Source organism: Eubacteriaceae bacterium ES3 (assembly GCA_030586155.1).
Taxonomy (GTDB): Bacteria; Bacillota; Clostridia; order Eubacteriales; family Eubacteriaceae; genus Acetobacterium.
Genome location: CP130741.1, coordinates 723,798 through 740,704, shown reverse-complemented (window position 1 = coordinate 740,704; position 16,907 = coordinate 723,798). Strand labels below are relative to the sequence as shown.

The following is a 16,907-nucleotide window of genomic DNA, read 5'->3' as shown; positions in this document are numbered from 1 at the left end:
CTTTGATCAGTTTTGGTCCCTCGAAATATTCGCCGGATTTCGCTAGTTTTTAAACGCACGCAGAAGCATAGAAACCTCATTTTAAAAGATACCAATGCAATTTTATATACTATCACAAGTTTTTTAATTTGTCAAGATAACCAGTGGGAAAATAATAATATTTGTTCTTCACACACAAATATATCTATCTCAAAGAATGAACCGCAAGAAAATACTGCTTTAACAGGCATTTTCTTGCGGTTCATTTTTTTATTCTTATTAAATCCAACGGTCAAAATCAACAAATTTATTGCCGATATCTTTGTAATTATTATTGATATCGCTTAAGTCGGAAGTGTTTTTTTGTTTTTTCTTTCTCGCGAATAATACTCTTTAAGAATTCACAAGTTCTCTGCTCTTTAGGGTTTAAGAAAATTTCATCCGGCGACCCTTCTTCCAGAATAATTCCGGAATCCATAAACAAAACCTTATTGGCCACTTCTCTGGCAAAACCCATCTCATGGGTAACCACCACCATGGTCATATGCTCTTCAGCAAGACTTTTCATGACATTTAAAACCTCTCCGGTTAATTCGGGATCTAAAGCTGAAGTCGGTTCATCAAACAGCAGTATGTCAGGGTTCATCATCAAGGCTCGAGCAATCGCCACACGCTGCTTTTCCCCTCCAGACAAAGTGGACGGCATTGCATCAATCCGCCCAGATAAGCCTACTTTTCTCAAATAGGTTTCACATTTTTCTTTCATTTCCGAGGTTTCCTGTTTTTTAACGACTTTAGGCGCCAATTCAAGATTTTCCCGTACGGTTAAGTGCGGAAAAAGATTGAAATGTTGAAAGACCATCCCCATCTTCATAATGATTTCCCGAATTTCTGATACTGCTGGATAATTCCCTTCTTTTAACAATGGTTTTCCCTCAATTAGAATGTCTCCCTGATCTGCTTTTTCGAGATCGATTAAACATCGTAAAAGGGTTGATTTTCCAGATCCCGAGGATCCGATAATCGCCACCACATCACCTTTATTAACGGAAAAAGAAATGTTTTTAAGCACATGATTTTCGCCGAAACTTTTATTTAGCTGATTAACTTTAATTACTTCCATTTTTTCTCCTAAAATTCATATCTGGTCTCAAGTTTTTTGAAGATTAATGTAATGACAAAGTTAATTGCCAGATAGATCAGCGCTGCCACTATAAAAGCAAAGGTATCTGCTTCGCGATTCACCGTGGTCTTGGCATAATGCAACACTTCAGCCACTCCAATTACCGTAACCAATGCTGTATCCTTAACTAGCGTTATAGTTTCATTGCTGATGGACGGCAGGCAAACCCTAACCATCTGAGGAATGACTACCCGAGTCATTGTTTCAAACCGAGTCAGCCCCAGTACCTTGGCTGCCTCATATTGTCCTTTATCAATGGCCAAAAGTCCTCCGCGAAAAATTTCCGCAAAGTAGGCTGCATAATTCAGGCAGAAAGCAATACAGGCAGCCTGAAAACGTCCGAAAATCAGAAAATCACCAACCACGGGCAGCAGTGGCAAACCAAAATAAACAAACATCAATTGCAGCAAAAGCGGAGTTCCCCGCATCACATAAATATAAAGCCTGGCAAAAGCCTGCAGCGGTTTAACCCGACTTTGCACCATCAATGTAAACATAAAGCCAAGGGGAATTGAACAAACAATGGTCACTCCAAAAACGCCCAGTGTTGCCCCTAACCCCTGTAAGATTGGCAGGGTAATCCTTAAAAAATAGCTTATAAAATCCGACATATATATCTCCTGAAAATAGTCATAATAGTTTAACAATGTGAACAGAAAAAACATAACCATCGTCTGTGCTTGAACGCCACACAGGTTCTATTTTTTCCGGTCGCAAGGTTACATTTCTGACGTAAAAAATCGGATAATTCTATCCGATTTTTACGTCGATAATTTTTATCTCATTAGTTCTTTAAAACAATATCTTCGCCAAACCAGTTTGTTGAAATTTCTGCGGCTGTTCCATCCTCATTCATTGCATCAAGTGCTTCCTGAATCTGATCCAGAAGTTCCGTGTTGCCTTTTTTAACCGCTACACCGTACTCTTCCGGTGCCAGGCTTTCTTCAAGAATAGTAAACTCAGCATTTTCTGATGTAATATAGTATCTGGCGACAATCGAATCTACAATTACTGCATCAATTCTACCAATACCCAGGTCAGCCAAAGCTGATACATTTTCCGGATATTCCGTCAGATCAGCAACCTCAGTACTGATTTCATCAGAGGTGAAAGCATCATATGCAGAGGATCCTTTTTGAACACCAATATTTTTTCCAGCCAAATCTGCTTTGGTCGCAATATCTGAACCGTTTTTCACCACTATTACCTGATCATTTTCCAGATAAGGTTTGGTGAAATCCATCACTTCTTTTCTTTCTTCGGTAATCGTTAGACCATTCCAGATAACGTCAATATTTCCTGAGTCCAGTTCCAGCTCTTTTGTGTCCCAGTTAATTGGCTGCAGTACCACTTCCATGCCTAAGCGCTCACCGACCTCTTTGGCCAGATCCACGTCAAATCCCACGATTTCATTGTTTTCATCTCTGAAACCCATTGGTGGGAATGAATCATCCAGACCAACAACAAAGGTCTGATCGTCATTGTCACCAGTTGCTTCAGCTTCGGTTGAATCAGAGCTCGAGCAACCCGCCAACAAAACAGCAAGGCTTAATAACAGCAGCAATAAACCAGCAATACTTTTCTTTTTCATTCCTGTTTCCTCTTTTCCTAAAATATTACAGAGCCTATTATACACTTTATCACGTTAATTTGCCAACCCTTTACTGCAAACGTCTTATATTTTTTATCAGTGCTTTATCATCTTTTTAACTTCTTTAAAACAGCTAAGAACATCATACTTTCATTTTTCCTCCCAGAGGGCATTTACCATTCTTTTTACCCTATCAAACACCACTTTAATCAATATAAAAAAGAGAGCTATTCCGACAAGATATTTTATCCCTTCGTCAGAACAGGTCTCTTTTGCATTATAGTCATTTCATGATTTACGGCATGTTATTGTAAAAAATTGCCATAATGGCCGCACTGGAAGCTGAACCAGGATCTCGGTGACCGATCGCTCTTTCACCTAAACGCATTGCCCGACCTTTTTTAGCTACCAGCGGAATAGTCGAATCCGAACCTGCTTCTGCCACTTCAACCGCTTTTTTCATCGCTTCCTTGGGTTCAAGACCGTCTTCAGTGTAAGCTTTCTTCAAAGCATCAATGGCCGGTCGCAAGGTATCAACCATTGTTTTATCACCCACTACTGCTTTGCCTCGTTTTTCAATAATAGCGATACCCGCTTCCATCATTGCCAGATAGTCATCAAAAGTCACTTCTTCTTTTCCTTTGATTGGCACGCCCATTTTAGTAAAAAAGCCACCATAAAGAGGACCTGACGCACCGCCAACTTTATCAAGCAGAGCTGTACCAACATTTTTAAAAAGCGAACTGATATCCCCATCCTTCCACTCTTCCAGATTTTTATTAACTTCCCTGAAACCAATGCTCATGTTCATCCCATGATCTCCATCTCCGATTGCTGAATCAAGCTCCGAGAAGTATTCCTTTTTTTCTTCCGCTAAAGTGATCAAATCAGTCATCACATTAACAAAATAATCTTTATTTAAAATATATTCGCTCATCTTAATAGCCTCCTTAAGTAGTTAAAGGGCTGGCAGCTTTCTGCCAACCCGAATAATAACAAAGTTATCGCGGGCATATTCCCTCGTCTCTGTTATCTGTTATCTTAATCTTTTACCGTCTTATTTAAAACTGTTTAAAATAAGGTGTATCACATGGATAGTCTAGCAATTCCTTCATTTCATCGTCTAGTTTTACTAATGTCACAGACATTCCAGCCATATCCATAGAAGAAGCAAAAGAACCGATCAGCGATTTATAAATAGTAATCCCTTTTTCAGCTAAAATCTGAGAAACTCTTCTGAAGCAGATATGCAGATCCATTAAAGGGGTTGCGCCAAGACTGTTGACCAGAACATAAACTTCGTCTCCACTTTCATACGGAAGATCAGCAAGAATCGGTTCCATTATCTGATCAATCACCTTATCAGCGGGCTCAATTTTTCCTCGACGCACGCCTGGTTCCCCATGGATCCCCATACCGATTTCCATATCGCCATCTTCCATTTCAAAAATCGGACCACCTTTAGATGGCAGAGTTGCTGACGACATGGCTACACCCATGGTTCTGGTCACATCATTACATTTTTTAGCAGCAGCAACAACTTCATCCAGATCTCCACCCATTTCAGCTTTTGCTCCAGCAGCTTTGAAAACAAAGAAATCTCCAGCAATCCCACGACGATCTTCAATATTTTCAGAGGAAATAACATCATCAGTTACCAGTACCGTTTCAACCCGGATACCATCTTCTTCATCAGCTTTTTCAGCACCCATATCAAAGTTCATGACATCACCAGCGTAGTTTCCATAAAGATAAATACAGCCTTTTCCGGTATCAATCGCCTTAACAGAAGCATAGCACGGATCTGGAGAAGGAGATGTATTGATATTTCCGATAACCGCTGCATCTGCAAAACCTTTTCCGACATAGCCTAAAAATAGCGGTTCATGTCCCGATCCACCACCAATGATTACACCGACTTTGTCTTTTTGCTTAGCAGACTTGCTAACAACAACCCTTCCCTGGGCTTCAGAAGACTGGTCCATGACCACATGATCTTTGTGCGCTGTTACATAACCTTCAAGCATTTCTTCCACTACATCATAAGCATCATTAATTAACCGTTTCATTTTATCCTCCTAAATTTTATCTGAATACGTTTTCTATAAAGCAAATAATATGCCAATCAAAAATCGGCCTAAAATAAGGCTTTCACTTCTTTTCATCAACAAATTGATGGGGAATTATTCCCATCCGGGTGTTTATTCCCCATTAGTTAACTTTTTTAATGGTCGCACCCTCTTTAGCGGTATTAATAATGGCATCAAGGTCATCAGAAATTGTTGCCTGTACAACGCCTCCAACTACCCCTTCTACAAGCGGTGCATCCACAATATGCACTTTCTCCTGCAAGCCCTCGTCATCCAGCATTTCAATAGCTGTTTCACTGCAAATCACTGCTGACCCCAAATCCACAAAAATAAGAATCTGATCCTTATCATGCAAACTTTCAATCGCATTTTTAATTCTGTTGGTATTCGTCCCAATTCGGCCGTCACCAGTGCCTCCCGCGGCAATTATTTCCACACTGCCGTCATTCATTTCCATCACAATGTCGCGCAAGCCTTCTGCCAGCTTTTCACTATGGGATACAATAATCACACCTGTCATTAATGCTCCTCCTTTTCTGGTTATTGGCATTTTAAAAAGCAAATTTTATGCCAATCTTATAAAAGCTGATATTTCCTGGCTTTTGCCGCAACCGTTTTATGATCAATCCCCAGTATTATCCCTGCCTGACGGTATGAACCAGCTTTTTCCAGGGCTTTTGCGATCAATTCTTTTTCCATCTCCTCCAAGCTGGGTAAATTCTCCCCACCCCAATCCAAGGCCGCTTTATCTCCTTCATCAGGCTGCCTCAAATATGCCGGTAAATCTTGAAGTGTTACCCAGTCATTATTTGACAAAGTTACACCGGACTCAATAATATTCTCCAGTTCTCTGATATTTCCCGGAAAATGATATTGTTCCAGAGCTGCTAAGGCTTTTTTAGTCATTGTACAACGAGGAAGATCGTATTTTTTACTGATCTTCTCCGAAAAATGATCCACCAGAAGCGGAATATCCCCTTTTCGCTGACGCAAAGGGGGAAGCATTACCGTGATAACATTTAAACGATAATATAAATCGTTTCGAAATCTACCTTCTTCCATCAATTTTTCCAGTGGTGCATTGGTAGCCGCAATCACCCTTACATCAATCTTTATCGGTTGGATACCACCAATACGCTCAATTTCCTGTTCCTGCAAAACCCGTAAAAGTTTTGCCTGCATCATCTTATCCATATCTCCAATCTCATCTAAAAATATGGTTCCGCCATCAGCTACTTCAAATTTCCCTCTCTTTTCCTTGTAAGCTCCTGTAAATGCACCTTTCTCATACCCAAACAGTTCACTCTCCAGGAGATTAGGCGGAATCGCTGCACAGTTCATGCTGACAAAAGCTTTTTTCCCCCGGCTACTGGCCCGGTGAATGGCTCTGGCCACCAGTTCTTTACCAGTCCCACTTTCACCTCTAACCAAGACTGTTGCGTCAGTCCGGGCCGCTTTAGAAGCAATTGTCAAACTTTCAATAAGCGCTCCGCTTTTCCCCATTATACAATTAAAGGAAGGATTAAGTTCTTCTTTCTTGGATAGCTCATCCTGGAGATAAGACGCTTTAGCACTCAATGCTTCCACCCGCTCCACCAGCTTTTCAATCTCCGTCAATTCCCTCGCTACCAGTACATTGCCTCGACGTTTGTCTTCTATAATAATCGGCCGGGACATCATAATCAGCTCTCTGCCATTATCAGATTTAATCATCAGATCCTGAAGTCCATCAAAAAAAGCATCAGTAAAATTTTCCCCGATAAATAAATCATCAATCGCGCGTGACAAGACCTGTGTTCCATCCTTTTTGAACATCTTAACAAAAGGATAATTGACATAAGTAACCCTTCTTTTCTGGTCAATCATACAGATCCCATCGTCAACCGTTTCCAGAATGGTATTGAGTTTCTCTTTCAGTTCTTTGATACTGTGCAGCTCCCAGGACATTTCTTCTATCTGCGAAATATCCTGAAAGACGACCACACCACCGACAATTTCATCTCCAGCAATAATCGGGCTTTTATTGGTGACCACCCATTTTTTTCCAATCTTGTGCTTTAGTCCCAACTTTTCATCTTTAGAATGCAAAAGATCCTGCAGATTAAAGTTCGGCACCCAGTCGTCACCTTTTTTTCCAATAATATCACTGGCTTTAATCCCAGTAATTTCCTCGGCAGCCCGATTGAAAATATTAATAATCCCTTCACTATCCATGGCAATCAGACCGTTATCAATGCTTTCAAAAATTTTCTCACTGGCCAAGGTGCTTTCTTGCAGTAAATTATCGACTGCTTCGATTTCCGGTAATTCAAGCAGTGGAATTTGTTCTAAGAAGTCAATCAATCCCAAAACGGCATTTTCTCCATCTGAACTGTCGCTATAAATTGTTGCCTCTTCGCCATATTTTATTTTTAATGATACCAGCGGTAAAACTGAATTACAGGGCACTCCCGTCCGCGAACCGAAACGTTTAATAAACAATCGACAATTATAAGTTTTTTCAATGCTTTGAGACTGCCTTGCTACCATGGCTGCAACACGGGTATGTAGACCATTTTTATTTTTAATCACTATCGTTTTTTCCATTATTACTCCAATTTTTCAAAAGCTTTTTCGTTACCGTTACTTCAATTCTTACCTAGTCAAATTATAGGCCATCCTCAGCATCCCACTCATTAACACAAACATAAGAACATCAAATTTCTTTGTCTACGGCTATTAAATTTATACTAATTGCTAGTCTTTACAAAGACTAATGTCTGTGACATAATGATAACGTATTGATAAAAGCAATACCTTAAACGCTATACGAAAGCCATTGTTAGGAGGTTTTTAGCATTCCATGCTAAAAACCTTCCCCACATAACCTTTCAATCCCACCATAAAATAAGGAGAAAATTATGAAAATTGCCATTGATTGTGATGATGCTGCTATTGATTTTAAAGATCAAATTTTTGAATACCTAAAGAATGCCGGCTACGATATAACAGATTTAAAATATTCATCTACTCATGAATGCGATTATCCGGATATTGCATTTAATCTGGCCGAGACTATCAAAAACAAGGAATTTGATCGTGGTTTTATTTTCTGTGGAACCGGACTGGGAGTTGCCATGATGGCCAACAAAGTCCCAGGCGTTTTTGCCGGGACCTGTCACGATGTTTATTCAGCTGAACGCCTGGCCAAAAGTAATGATGCCAACATCCTGACAATGGGAGCCCGAGTAATAGGCGTCGAATTGGCAAAAATGATTGCTGAAGCCTGGTTAAAGAGCAGCTTTCAGGGCGGGGGCTCAACTCGGAAAGTCGAAAAAATGCGTGATTTGGAAAAAACATATATGAAGTAGGTCCGGGATGAAAAAATTTTTATTGGGCACCAATTGGAAGATGAACAAAACCCTCGCTGAAGGGCTAGAATATACAGAGCAGTTAATGCAAATTATTAAGTCTTATGAGGACTTCGACTTTTTTATTATCCCACCCTATACCCATCTCTGGAAGATCAAAGAACTGATTGAAGAAAAATGCAGCCCACTTAAACTTGGCGCTCAGAATATGCACGAAGAAGATTTCGGCCAGTTTACCGGTGAAATCTCACCGATAATGCTAAAAGAAATTGGCCTGGATATTGTTGAATTGGGGCACTCAGAACGCCGACAGTATTTTAATGAAACCGATGAAGCCGTTAACCGAAAAGCTCTGTCAGCCCTCAAACACGGATTTACTCCCTTAATCTGCATCGGCGAAAGAATCGAAGACAAGCATTATGGCGTTTCCAAAGAAATGTTGGCTAAACAACTAAAGATTGCCTTAACAGGTTTTTCTACTGAAGCAATCGGGAATTTCTGGATCGCTTACGAACCTGTCTGGGCAATTGGAGTAGGCGGCACACCAGCGGAAACTCCTTACGTCAAAGAAATCCATGATTATTTACGGACGGTTCTCATCGAACGATTTGGAGAAAAAGGCTCGCAGATCCCTTTATTATTCGGTGGAAGTGTTAATATTCATAATGCCAGCGACTATGCCGCACTCGAAAACGTAAACGGCCTGTTTATTGGTCGCAGCGCCTGGCAGCCCGACCTATTCAAAGAAATTATGAAATCGGTCCTTCATACTTTAAGCAATTAACGTCTCCTAAACTGATTTTTCACAAAAACAAGCCTGCATATTACTATGCAGGCTTATACTATTTTACAATTAGTACCGGTTGGCTGGCAAATTTCAGAATTTTCGAAGTGACACTGCCAATCAATAATTGATGAAGCATTGAAACTCCTACTCCGTTAGACCCCATGACAATCATATCAACCTCATGTTCGTCAAGGTAATCTTCAATCCGCTCAGCTGGATCGCCATATAAAAGAACAGTTTCAATTTCACCAGCAAATCCCTCAACGCTGTTTCTTGCATCCTCTAAATACAATTCTGCATTTGTCTTAAACTTAGAAACATACTCCTGCATCTCCAGACCTTCTTTGATTACTTTATTAGATGTTTCCTTTTCCGGTGGGGTCGAACCACTTGCCACACTGAGAAAAATCAAATCGGACTGAAATGCTTCTGCCATTTTTTTCGCCTCGGCAACCGCTTTAACTGATAAAACCGAACCGTCAACGGGAACAAGTATTTTTTTCATCTTTTCCTCCCTTTCTGTCAAGTTGCTTTTCATCCATTTTGAAAAGCCAAGACACAACACTTCTTTGAAGTCTTACTTAAATAATTTCCGGGAATGCTTTAAGAAAACTGCGAATCCGTTCTTCTATTATTCCACATCCACCAACTTCGTCTGATTCAATATTAAGGGGTAAAATCGGATCATGCAGAGACAACCTCAACAGACACCAGCCATTACCCGCAGTTTCATTACAATTAACCCGAACCCCTTCAAAATTGGGTTCTTCAAGACTCCAACCCGACTGCTTTTCTGCAAAATCTGAAAAAGCGTCGAGCACCTTTTGTCCATAGGTCTTAAAATCATCAGCTTCAATTTTTAGTCTGATTTCTTTAGCTTCAACGGGCTCTTTTAACTTTGTTAGTACCGAGCTGATGGTTTTTCCTTCTTTTAATAACTGAGCGTAGCGGATTAATACCATGGTCACCAAATAAGCACCATCATCCAGAAAATAATTTTCTTTTATCGCACCGTGACCACTGGTTTCCATAGCCAAGTGAGTTTCCACCCCTGTCTCATTTAAACGGATCGCTTCGTTGATAACATTTTTATACCCACGTTTAAAGCGATAATGCTTTCCACCCAAAAATTTTATATATTCCGCAAGCCCAGTGGAAGTCACTGAATCTGTCACAATTGTCGATCCCGGATACTGTTCAAGCAGGATTCCGGCTATAAAAGCAATAAATCCGTTACGGTTTATTGCCTTCCCAGTTTCATCAATTATCGCAGCCCGATCTACATCTGTATCGAAGATGATACCCAGGTCAGCCTGATTTTTAAGGACCGCTTCTGTAATATGGGCAATTGCTGTTTCATCCTCAGGATTTGGCACATGGTTGGGAAAGTTTCCATCAGGCTCAAGATACAGGCTGCCTTCAGTGTTAGCACCTAATGGTTTTAAAACCATATCAGCGAAGAAACCGCCAGCTCCATTGCCGGCATCCACCACAATGCGACTGTTGCTTAAAGGTCTTTCTTCTCCGGTTTGATTTCTGATGATTTCAACAATCCGATTCGCATAAACTGCAATAAAATCAAAATCCTCTGCCTGTCCGCCGGGAAGAAAATCAGTCACAACTGTTTCAGCAGTTTTCAGAATTTCAGCAATATCTTCTTTGTTCAAACCGCCATCACGATCGAAAAATTTCAAGCCATTACGATTAAAAGGTAAATGACTGGCGGTTACCATAATCGCACCATCCGCTTTCAAATTTTTATCAACAGTTGTCATGAACATTGCCGGGGTCGTAGCTATTCCACACCGATAAACTTTTGCTCCACGGCTCACGAGCCCCAGTGCTGCTGCCTGCATTAGGTGTTCTCCTGTAATTCGACTATCTCTGCCAATTGCAAAAGTCAACTGTTCCTTACCCAGCTTTTTAGAAAGCCATAGTGCAAATGAATAGGCAATTTTCATCGTCATATCCTGGGTAAAATTAACCGCTTCTCCGGGAACACCTTCGATGGCAATTCCTCTGACATCCGATCCATTTTGAAGCTTACTGATTTCTTTTATTTCCATTTTTCGTTTTATTCCCCCACCAGTGTTGCACACATTACCGCTTTAATAGTATGCATCCGATTTTCCGCTTCATCAAAAACCAGAGAATGCTGACTACGGAAAACTTCGTCTGTCACTTCCATCTCAGAAAGACCAAAGCGAGCCTTCACATCTTTAGCCACTTCTGTTTCCAGGTCGTGGAAAGAGGGCAGACAATGAAGAAAGATCACATCAGGGTTTTTCGTAGCTTTTACCATATCCATATTGACCTGATAGTCCTTTAATAATTCGATTCGCTCGGCCATCTGAGCTTCTTCACCCATCGATACCCAAACATCGGTATATAATACATCAGCCCCTAAAACACCCGCTACAATATCTTCGGTGAGAGTGATTGAACCACCTGTTTCAAGACAAAGTTGTTTCATTTCTTCAACCAGTTCATCTTCAGGAAATAAAGACTTTGGGGCTACTGCCACAAAATGCATCCCCATTTTACTGCAGCCAATCATCAAAGAATTCCCCATGTTATTTCTGGCATCCCCCACATAAACTAACCTTCGCCCTTTTAAAGCACCAAATTTTTCCTGTACTGTTAAAAGATCAGCCAGCACCTGAGTAGGATGGTACAAATCTGTTAGACCGCTCCAGACTGGGACTCCGGAATATTCGGCTAATTGATTAACCGTTTCCTGTTCAAAACCACGAAACTCTATTCCATCATAGAAGCGTCCTAAAACTACAGCTGTATCTTCAACGGATTCTTTTTTGCCCATCTGGCTATTGGTTAAAAAGGTTACATTGGCTCCTTCATCAAAAGCAGCCACTTCAAAAGCACATCGTGTTCGAGTCGAAGTTTTTTCAAAAAGAAGCACGATATTTTTGCCTTTTAACAGCTCTCCTATTTCACCTGATTGTTTTTTCTTTTTAAGTCGTCCCGCGAAATCAATTAAATACTGAATCTCCTCCGGGCTGAAATCTTTCAATGTCAATAAATGACGTCCTTTTAAATCCATTGTGCTCCTCCGCAATTCATATCTTTTTTATATTTTAACTGATATTCTTAATTTTTAACAGTCTTATTTATTCAACAAAATGAATACAATTATATTTTTTCGCGATACAAAGGCATGGTCATACACCTTGGACCACCTCTTCCCCGCACCAGTTCAGAAGCCTCTATTCCTATTACTTCTACACCGTTGTCTTCAAGCACTTCATTGGAACGCTCGTTTCTGGCGTAGGCCACAATCACTCCCGGCGCAATCGCCAGGGTATTAGTACTGTCATTCCACTGTTCCCGGGCTGCCACTACCGGATTTCCACCACCGCTTTCAATTAGCTGAACCTGTCTTAAACCCAACACCTCCGCTAAAGCCTTTTTCAGCGTTTCTTCTTGATGAAACATCAGACTATTATTCTTTCCACGACTAATAATAACGGTTTCCACCTGATCTAAAATCCCCGGAAAGACGATAAACTGATCTCTATTGACCATCGTAAAGACCGTATCCAGGTGCATGAATGCTCGATTATTGGGAATTCTCACCGCCAGCACCTGTTCTATTTCTTCATTATCTTCAAACAGATTTTTGGCCAGCTCTTCCACTGCCTGAACTTTTGTACGTTCGCTACATCCGACAGCTACAGCTTTTTCACTTAAAACCAATACATCTCCACCTTCTAAAGAGAAAAATTTCTGATGAGAATAGTATTTTTTATCATTTGCTCCTATAAATAAAGGATGTTGGTCGTAAATGGCATCCAGGTATTGACTTTCCCGTTTACGGGTTTTTGTCGCCATCGATGAAATACACATACCATTTCCAATAGTCACCGCCGGATCACGCATAAAATAAAGATTAGGCAGAGGATTCAAATAAAATGCATAAGGTTCAGGATCTTTTAAATAATCCGTTAACACCATATTTCTTTCTATATGATCGAGTTCTTTCTGCAGCACTCCCGCGATTAAGGCTTCTGAAAGCCGCTCACTCTCCATTCCCATCAGATACTCAGTTAAGAATCCATCAATATAATTCCCGGAAGATGGATTCTGATCAATTACCTCAAGGATAAGCGCTTCCCTCACAGTCTTATTTTTTAAAACTTCCTTAAGCAGATCTTCAACATACAAGACTTCGACACCACGACCTCTTAGAATTGCGGCAAATTCATCGTGTTCCTCCTGCATCCGCTTAAGCCAGGGAATATCCTCAAAAAGCAACTCCTTTAAAGAATCTGGTACAATCCGTTCAAGTTCTTTTCCCGGTCGGTGAAGTAGCACCCGTTTGAGGGGTCCAATTTCTGAATTTATATTTATAAAGTTCTTCATTTTTTCCTCATTCTATCATTTTTTCGTATTATAACATTTTTTTCAACACTTCCCAAACGAATCCTTAATGACTCAGAAAACAATTATATCTTTTTGGGGTTTGCTAAATCTTTTTATAGTTGCGAAAAACTACAAATTTATTTTCTCAAAAAGAAAAACAATCATCAAACGCATTGCGTTCTGATGATTGCCTCTTTTATCTTATTACTAGGATGCCAGTATCGACTGATCGCTTCCATTCTCATCCAGTAATACAATTTTGACACTTTGGGTCAGTAAATCAGAATAGCTGAAAGACAGTTTCTGTTCTTTTCGCTGATCCTCCTGAATCCGAACTGTAAAAATGCTGGGATATGTTTCCGCTAAAATCCCTTCTTTTTGGTAGAGCTTTTTCTTGCTTTTATGTGCTTCCAGTTTGACTCGTCTGCCCAGATAGTTTTCCACCTCGCGTTTAATGTCCATTATCGTAGCTTTTGGCATAAACTTCACCTCTCTGTGGTATTCTCTTAGATAGTATAACACAAGATAGGCAAAATGTAAAATTTTTTATTATAACAACCTGCTTATTCTTTGTCAATATGAAAATTGCATTTTTATTTTCAAATTGTTTTCGTTTACAGTTTATTCTTTTCCCAATAGCTTTTTTTCTCCTCATGCGGATGCTTTTCTGGCTCTTCATTAAATACATGATATAATTCTTTACCATAGCGCAGAGCATCAACAACACGCATAGGGTTATGAATCCATATTGCATCATCAAGAGCCGTAATCACATCAATATCTTCAAAACCCCAGGTACACAGAACGCACAGCATTCCAGCGTTTTTCGCGGTTTCATAATCAACCAGAGAGTCTCCTACATAAAGACAGTCTGAAGGCTCCAATCCCATTTCCCTACACATTTTAAAAACTGTTGCAGGGTCAGGCTTACGCGGTTCCTGATCCGTCTCGCCAATTACATCCACAAAGTTATATTTTTTCAAAACAGTTTTGACCAGTGATTTGGCCATAGGATCCGGCTTATTTGTACAAACGCCAAAAGGCAATTCATGATAGGTCAGATAATCCAATAACTTTTCAATTCCCGGATAAGCTTTCGTTTTTTTAGTGTAATTATTTCCATACTCTGCCCGCATCATATCTGTCAGTTCATCGAGGAAAACATCGTCTTCCCTGTATTCTTCAGGAATCGCCATTTTCATGAGGTTTTTCAAGCCCCTGCCGATCAATTTTTTCCCTTCTTCATAACTATGGGTTGGAAACTTATGATATTTCATGATTTTATTGCAAGAATCCATTATATCATGCAATGAATCTACCAGCGTTCCATCCAGATCAAACACAACTCCTTTATAACGATGCATCTTGATCCCTCCTCTTCTTTTTCCATTTCAAATGACCAGACCAGGCATCACCCCATTGTAAAGCTGTCTGAGTCATCTCATAGAGTATTATACCCATTTTTTATTTAATATTTTATTTTTTGAAACTTTTCGTTTATAATAATATAGAATTTAACATTTATTTAACGGAGGTATAACTTTTGGGGTTTAAAGACGAGAATTATCAGAACCTGGCTCAGTCTCTGATTAAACGGTTTGAAAAGCGAAAATTTGAAGGATATTATTGCAAAACAAAGGCCGAGGCCTTAGAACAATGTTTAGAACTAATCCCACAAGGAGTGTCTGTCACCCATGGCGGATCTGAATCAATTAAAGAAATCGGTTTACTGGATGCGATTAAAAACGGAAATTTCGAATATATTGACAGAGGAACAGCTAAAAATTATCAGGAGACACGGGAAGTCATAGCCAAAGGGATGCTATCTCATACTTTTTTAATGGGAACAAATGCGATCACTATGGACGGCGAGCTGGTCAATGTCGATGGCAACAGCAATCGGGTCAGCCTTTTATGTTTTGGACCAGAGCAGGTAATTGTCCTGGCCGGTATGAACAAAGTTGTTGCCAATACTGATGCTGGGGTTTATCGGGCCCAGAACACCGCTGCTCCAGTGAACGCCATCCGCTTGAATAGAAAGACTCCTTGTTATGACAAAGGACAATGCTACAACTGTTATTCCGAAGACTGTATGTGCTCCAATATTGTCATTACCCGCCAGTCAGGTATTCCCGGACGCATCAAGATCATTCTGGTCGGCGAAGACCTGGGTTATTAAAATGGATTATCTCAAATCACTTAATCAGGCTTTTTCTGACTATCCTTACACACTGGAAGAAAATCCAAAAGTTGCCTATGCTGGTACTGCCGGTTCATACGGCGAGGAAGCTTCACTTTCTTTTTTTAATGATAATTGTGAACTCAAGCCTTTTCAGAGCTTTGATGAGGTTTTCGATTGTATTCATAACAATCAATGTGATTACGGGGTTTTACCAATTGAGAATTCTTCTACCGGTTCAATAGCCAGTGTTTACGATCTACTGTCAAAGTATCATTATTATATTATCGGCGAAGAAGAAGTCCGGGTAAAACACTGTCTGCTGGCACCTCCCGGAGCCACTATCGAAAATATTAAAGAGGTCTATTCCCACCCCCAGGGTTTTTCCCAGTCCCAGCTTTTTTTAAAAGACTATCCGGACTGGATCTGCATCCCTTATCACAATACAGCCATCGCTGCTGCTTATGTCGCTGAACAGAACGATCTGACAAAAGCAGCTATCGCCAGTAAGAAAACCAGCACTCTTTATGACTTGGATATTTTAGCTGATGATATCAGTTTTTCTCAGACTAATGTGACAAGATTTGTGGTGATTTCCAAAGAACTTAAACTAAGAAATAATCCTTCCCGGGTCAGTATGGTGTTTAACCTCCCCCACCGACCTGGCGCTCTTTATGAAATTATTGGGATTTTTTCGGTATTTTCTCTTAATCTCTGCAAGATTGAATCCCGGCCGCTTTTAAAAGAGAACTGGGAATACCTGTTTTTTATGGATTTTACCGGTGATATTTCTCAGAATACCCTGATGAGTATTTTACCTATTATTGAAGAGAAAACGGAAACCTTTCAGTTTCTGGGGTATTATCCGCAGTACGATAAACAATAAATCAAATTTTAGAATGCTTTCATCTCATTGATAAACACTACAGAAGAAAGTCGGCTTAGCAATCTTCGTCTACTAAACGTAATCTATTATTCTGAAAAAATAAAACCCCAGGTTGTCCGACCAAAAGTCGTAAGCCTGGGGTTTTTAAATTTCTTTAATCATAAAAGGCGATTCTCACCTTTCCGTCTTTGTCTGTTACTATACTGTAGTCAGCTGAGCCACATTTAGGGCATCTCGCTTTAGCATTTAAGCGGTAGTGACCATTTTCACATGTTCCAGCAATCGCTTCAATTTTCTCATTGCGGCTTAAGGTTTGATTCTGGTCCGGTAATGCTTTTTCAACTTCTTTGGTGCTCAGCTCTTTTTCTTTACCGCAGCTATTGCAATGCAGCAAATAAAAATTTAGGCCACCGCCTTCTCGGACATCAAATTCAGTCTGACAAACATTACATCTTGCTGTAAACTTTTTTCCCATCTAAATC

At 40.1% G+C, this 16,907-nt stretch carries 18 protein-coding genes; 4 read left to right on the top strand and 14 right to left on the bottom strand.

Annotated elements, in window-relative coordinates; all coding sequences use genetic code 11:
- Positions 1–310 precede the first annotated feature (310 nt).
- From Q5O24_03310 to Q5O24_03280, 7 genes are all read right to left on the bottom strand, one after another.
- Positions 311–1,102: an amino acid ABC transporter ATP-binding protein gene (locus Q5O24_03310; GenBank protein WKY48370.1), complete on the bottom strand. Its 792-nt coding sequence runs from the start codon at positions 1,100–1,102 to the stop codon at positions 311–313.
- A gap of 8 nt (positions 1,103–1,110) precedes the next feature.
- Positions 1,111–1,773, bottom strand: a complete 663-nt coding sequence (locus Q5O24_03305) for an amino acid ABC transporter permease (protein ID WKY48369.1) — start codon at positions 1,771–1,773, stop codon at positions 1,111–1,113.
- 173 nt (positions 1,774–1,946) lie between these two features.
- Positions 1,947–2,753, bottom strand: coding sequence for an amino acid ABC transporter substrate-binding protein (locus Q5O24_03300; protein WKY48368.1), 807 nt, complete (start codon positions 2,751–2,753; stop codon positions 1,947–1,949).
- 295 nt (positions 2,754–3,048) lie between these two features.
- The gene (gene dhaL / locus Q5O24_03295; protein ID WKY48367.1) at positions 3,049–3,690 is read right to left on the bottom strand and encodes a dihydroxyacetone kinase subunit DhaL; all 642 of its coding nucleotides are present in this window, start codon (positions 3,688–3,690) and stop codon (positions 3,049–3,051) included.
- 124 nt (positions 3,691–3,814) lie between these two features.
- Entirely contained in the window at positions 3,815–4,822 is a 1,008-nt protein-coding gene (locus Q5O24_03290) for a dihydroxyacetone kinase subunit DhaK (GenBank protein ID WKY48366.1), read from the bottom strand.
- 142 nt (positions 4,823–4,964) lie between these two features.
- Complete coding sequence (gene dhaM, locus Q5O24_03285) at positions 4,965–5,363, bottom strand: dihydroxyacetone kinase phosphoryl donor subunit DhaM (GenBank protein ID WKY48365.1); 399 nt, start codon at positions 5,361–5,363, stop codon at positions 4,965–4,967.
- Positions 5,364–5,419: 56 nt separating this feature from the next.
- Entirely contained in the window at positions 5,420–7,429 is a 2,010-nt protein-coding gene (locus tag Q5O24_03280; GenBank protein ID WKY48364.1) for a sigma 54-interacting transcriptional regulator, read from the bottom strand.
- A 314-nt stretch (positions 7,430–7,743) separates the two neighbouring features.
- Here Q5O24_03280 and Q5O24_03275 point away from each other — a divergent pair, with 314 nt between their 5' ends.
- Together Q5O24_03275 and Q5O24_03270 are read left to right on the top strand one after the other, a co-directional pair.
- Positions 7,744–8,193, top strand: a complete 450-nt coding sequence (locus Q5O24_03275) for an RpiB/LacA/LacB family sugar-phosphate isomerase (GenBank protein WKY48363.1) — start codon at positions 7,744–7,746, stop codon at positions 8,191–8,193.
- 7 nt (positions 8,194–8,200) lie between these two features.
- Complete coding sequence (locus tag Q5O24_03270; GenBank protein WKY48362.1) at positions 8,201–8,977, top strand: triose-phosphate isomerase; 777 nt, start codon at positions 8,201–8,203, stop codon at positions 8,975–8,977.
- Positions 8,978–9,035: 58 nt separating this feature from the next.
- Here Q5O24_03270 and Q5O24_03265 read toward each other — a convergent pair whose 3' ends face one another.
- The 6 genes from Q5O24_03265 to Q5O24_03240 all read right to left on the bottom strand — a co-directional run bounded on the left by Q5O24_03265 (position 9,036) and on the right by Q5O24_03240 (position 14,724).
- Positions 9,036–9,485, bottom strand: a complete 450-nt coding sequence (locus tag Q5O24_03265; protein WKY48361.1) for a universal stress protein — start codon at positions 9,483–9,485, stop codon at positions 9,036–9,038.
- A gap of 76 nt (positions 9,486–9,561) precedes the next feature.
- A complete protein-coding gene (locus tag Q5O24_03260; protein ID WKY48360.1) occupies positions 9,562–11,046 on the bottom strand; it encodes a phosphomannomutase/phosphoglucomutase in 1,485 nt (494 codons plus the stop codon).
- A gap of 8 nt (positions 11,047–11,054) precedes the next feature.
- Positions 11,055–12,041, bottom strand: a complete 987-nt coding sequence (gene argF / locus Q5O24_03255; protein ID WKY48359.1) for an ornithine carbamoyltransferase — start codon at positions 12,039–12,041, stop codon at positions 11,055–11,057.
- 89 nt (positions 12,042–12,130) lie between these two features.
- Positions 12,131–13,360, bottom strand: a complete 1,230-nt coding sequence (gene arcA / locus Q5O24_03250; protein ID WKY48358.1) for an arginine deiminase — start codon at positions 13,358–13,360, stop codon at positions 12,131–12,133.
- Positions 13,361–13,567: 207 nt separating this feature from the next.
- On the bottom strand, positions 13,568–13,840 hold the full coding sequence (locus Q5O24_03245) for a Veg family protein (GenBank protein ID WKY48357.1): 273 nt from the start codon (positions 13,838–13,840) through the stop codon (positions 13,568–13,570).
- Between the two features lie 134 nt (positions 13,841–13,974).
- Positions 13,975–14,724: an HAD family hydrolase gene (locus Q5O24_03240; protein ID WKY48356.1), complete on the bottom strand. Its 750-nt coding sequence runs from the start codon at positions 14,722–14,724 to the stop codon at positions 13,975–13,977.
- 179 nt (positions 14,725–14,903) lie between these two features.
- On the opposite strand from Q5O24_03240, the gene Q5O24_03235 reads away from it, so the two are divergent.
- Positions 14,904–15,539 carry a lactate utilization protein gene (locus Q5O24_03235; GenBank protein WKY48355.1) on the top strand — a complete coding sequence of 212 codons (636 nt, stop codon included), beginning with the start codon at positions 14,904–14,906 and terminating at the stop codon, positions 15,537–15,539.
- A gap of 1 nt (position 15,540) precedes the next feature.
- Positions 15,541–16,425: a prephenate dehydratase gene (pheA, locus tag Q5O24_03230; GenBank protein ID WKY48354.1), complete on the top strand. Its 885-nt coding sequence runs from the start codon at positions 15,541–15,543 to the stop codon at positions 16,423–16,425.
- Between the two features lie 154 nt (positions 16,426–16,579).
- Here pheA and Q5O24_03225 read toward each other — a convergent pair whose 3' ends face one another.
- Positions 16,580–16,900, bottom strand: a complete 321-nt coding sequence (locus Q5O24_03225; GenBank protein ID WKY48353.1) for a hypothetical protein — start codon at positions 16,898–16,900, stop codon at positions 16,580–16,582.
- Between the last annotated feature and the right edge of the window lie 7 nt (positions 16,901–16,907).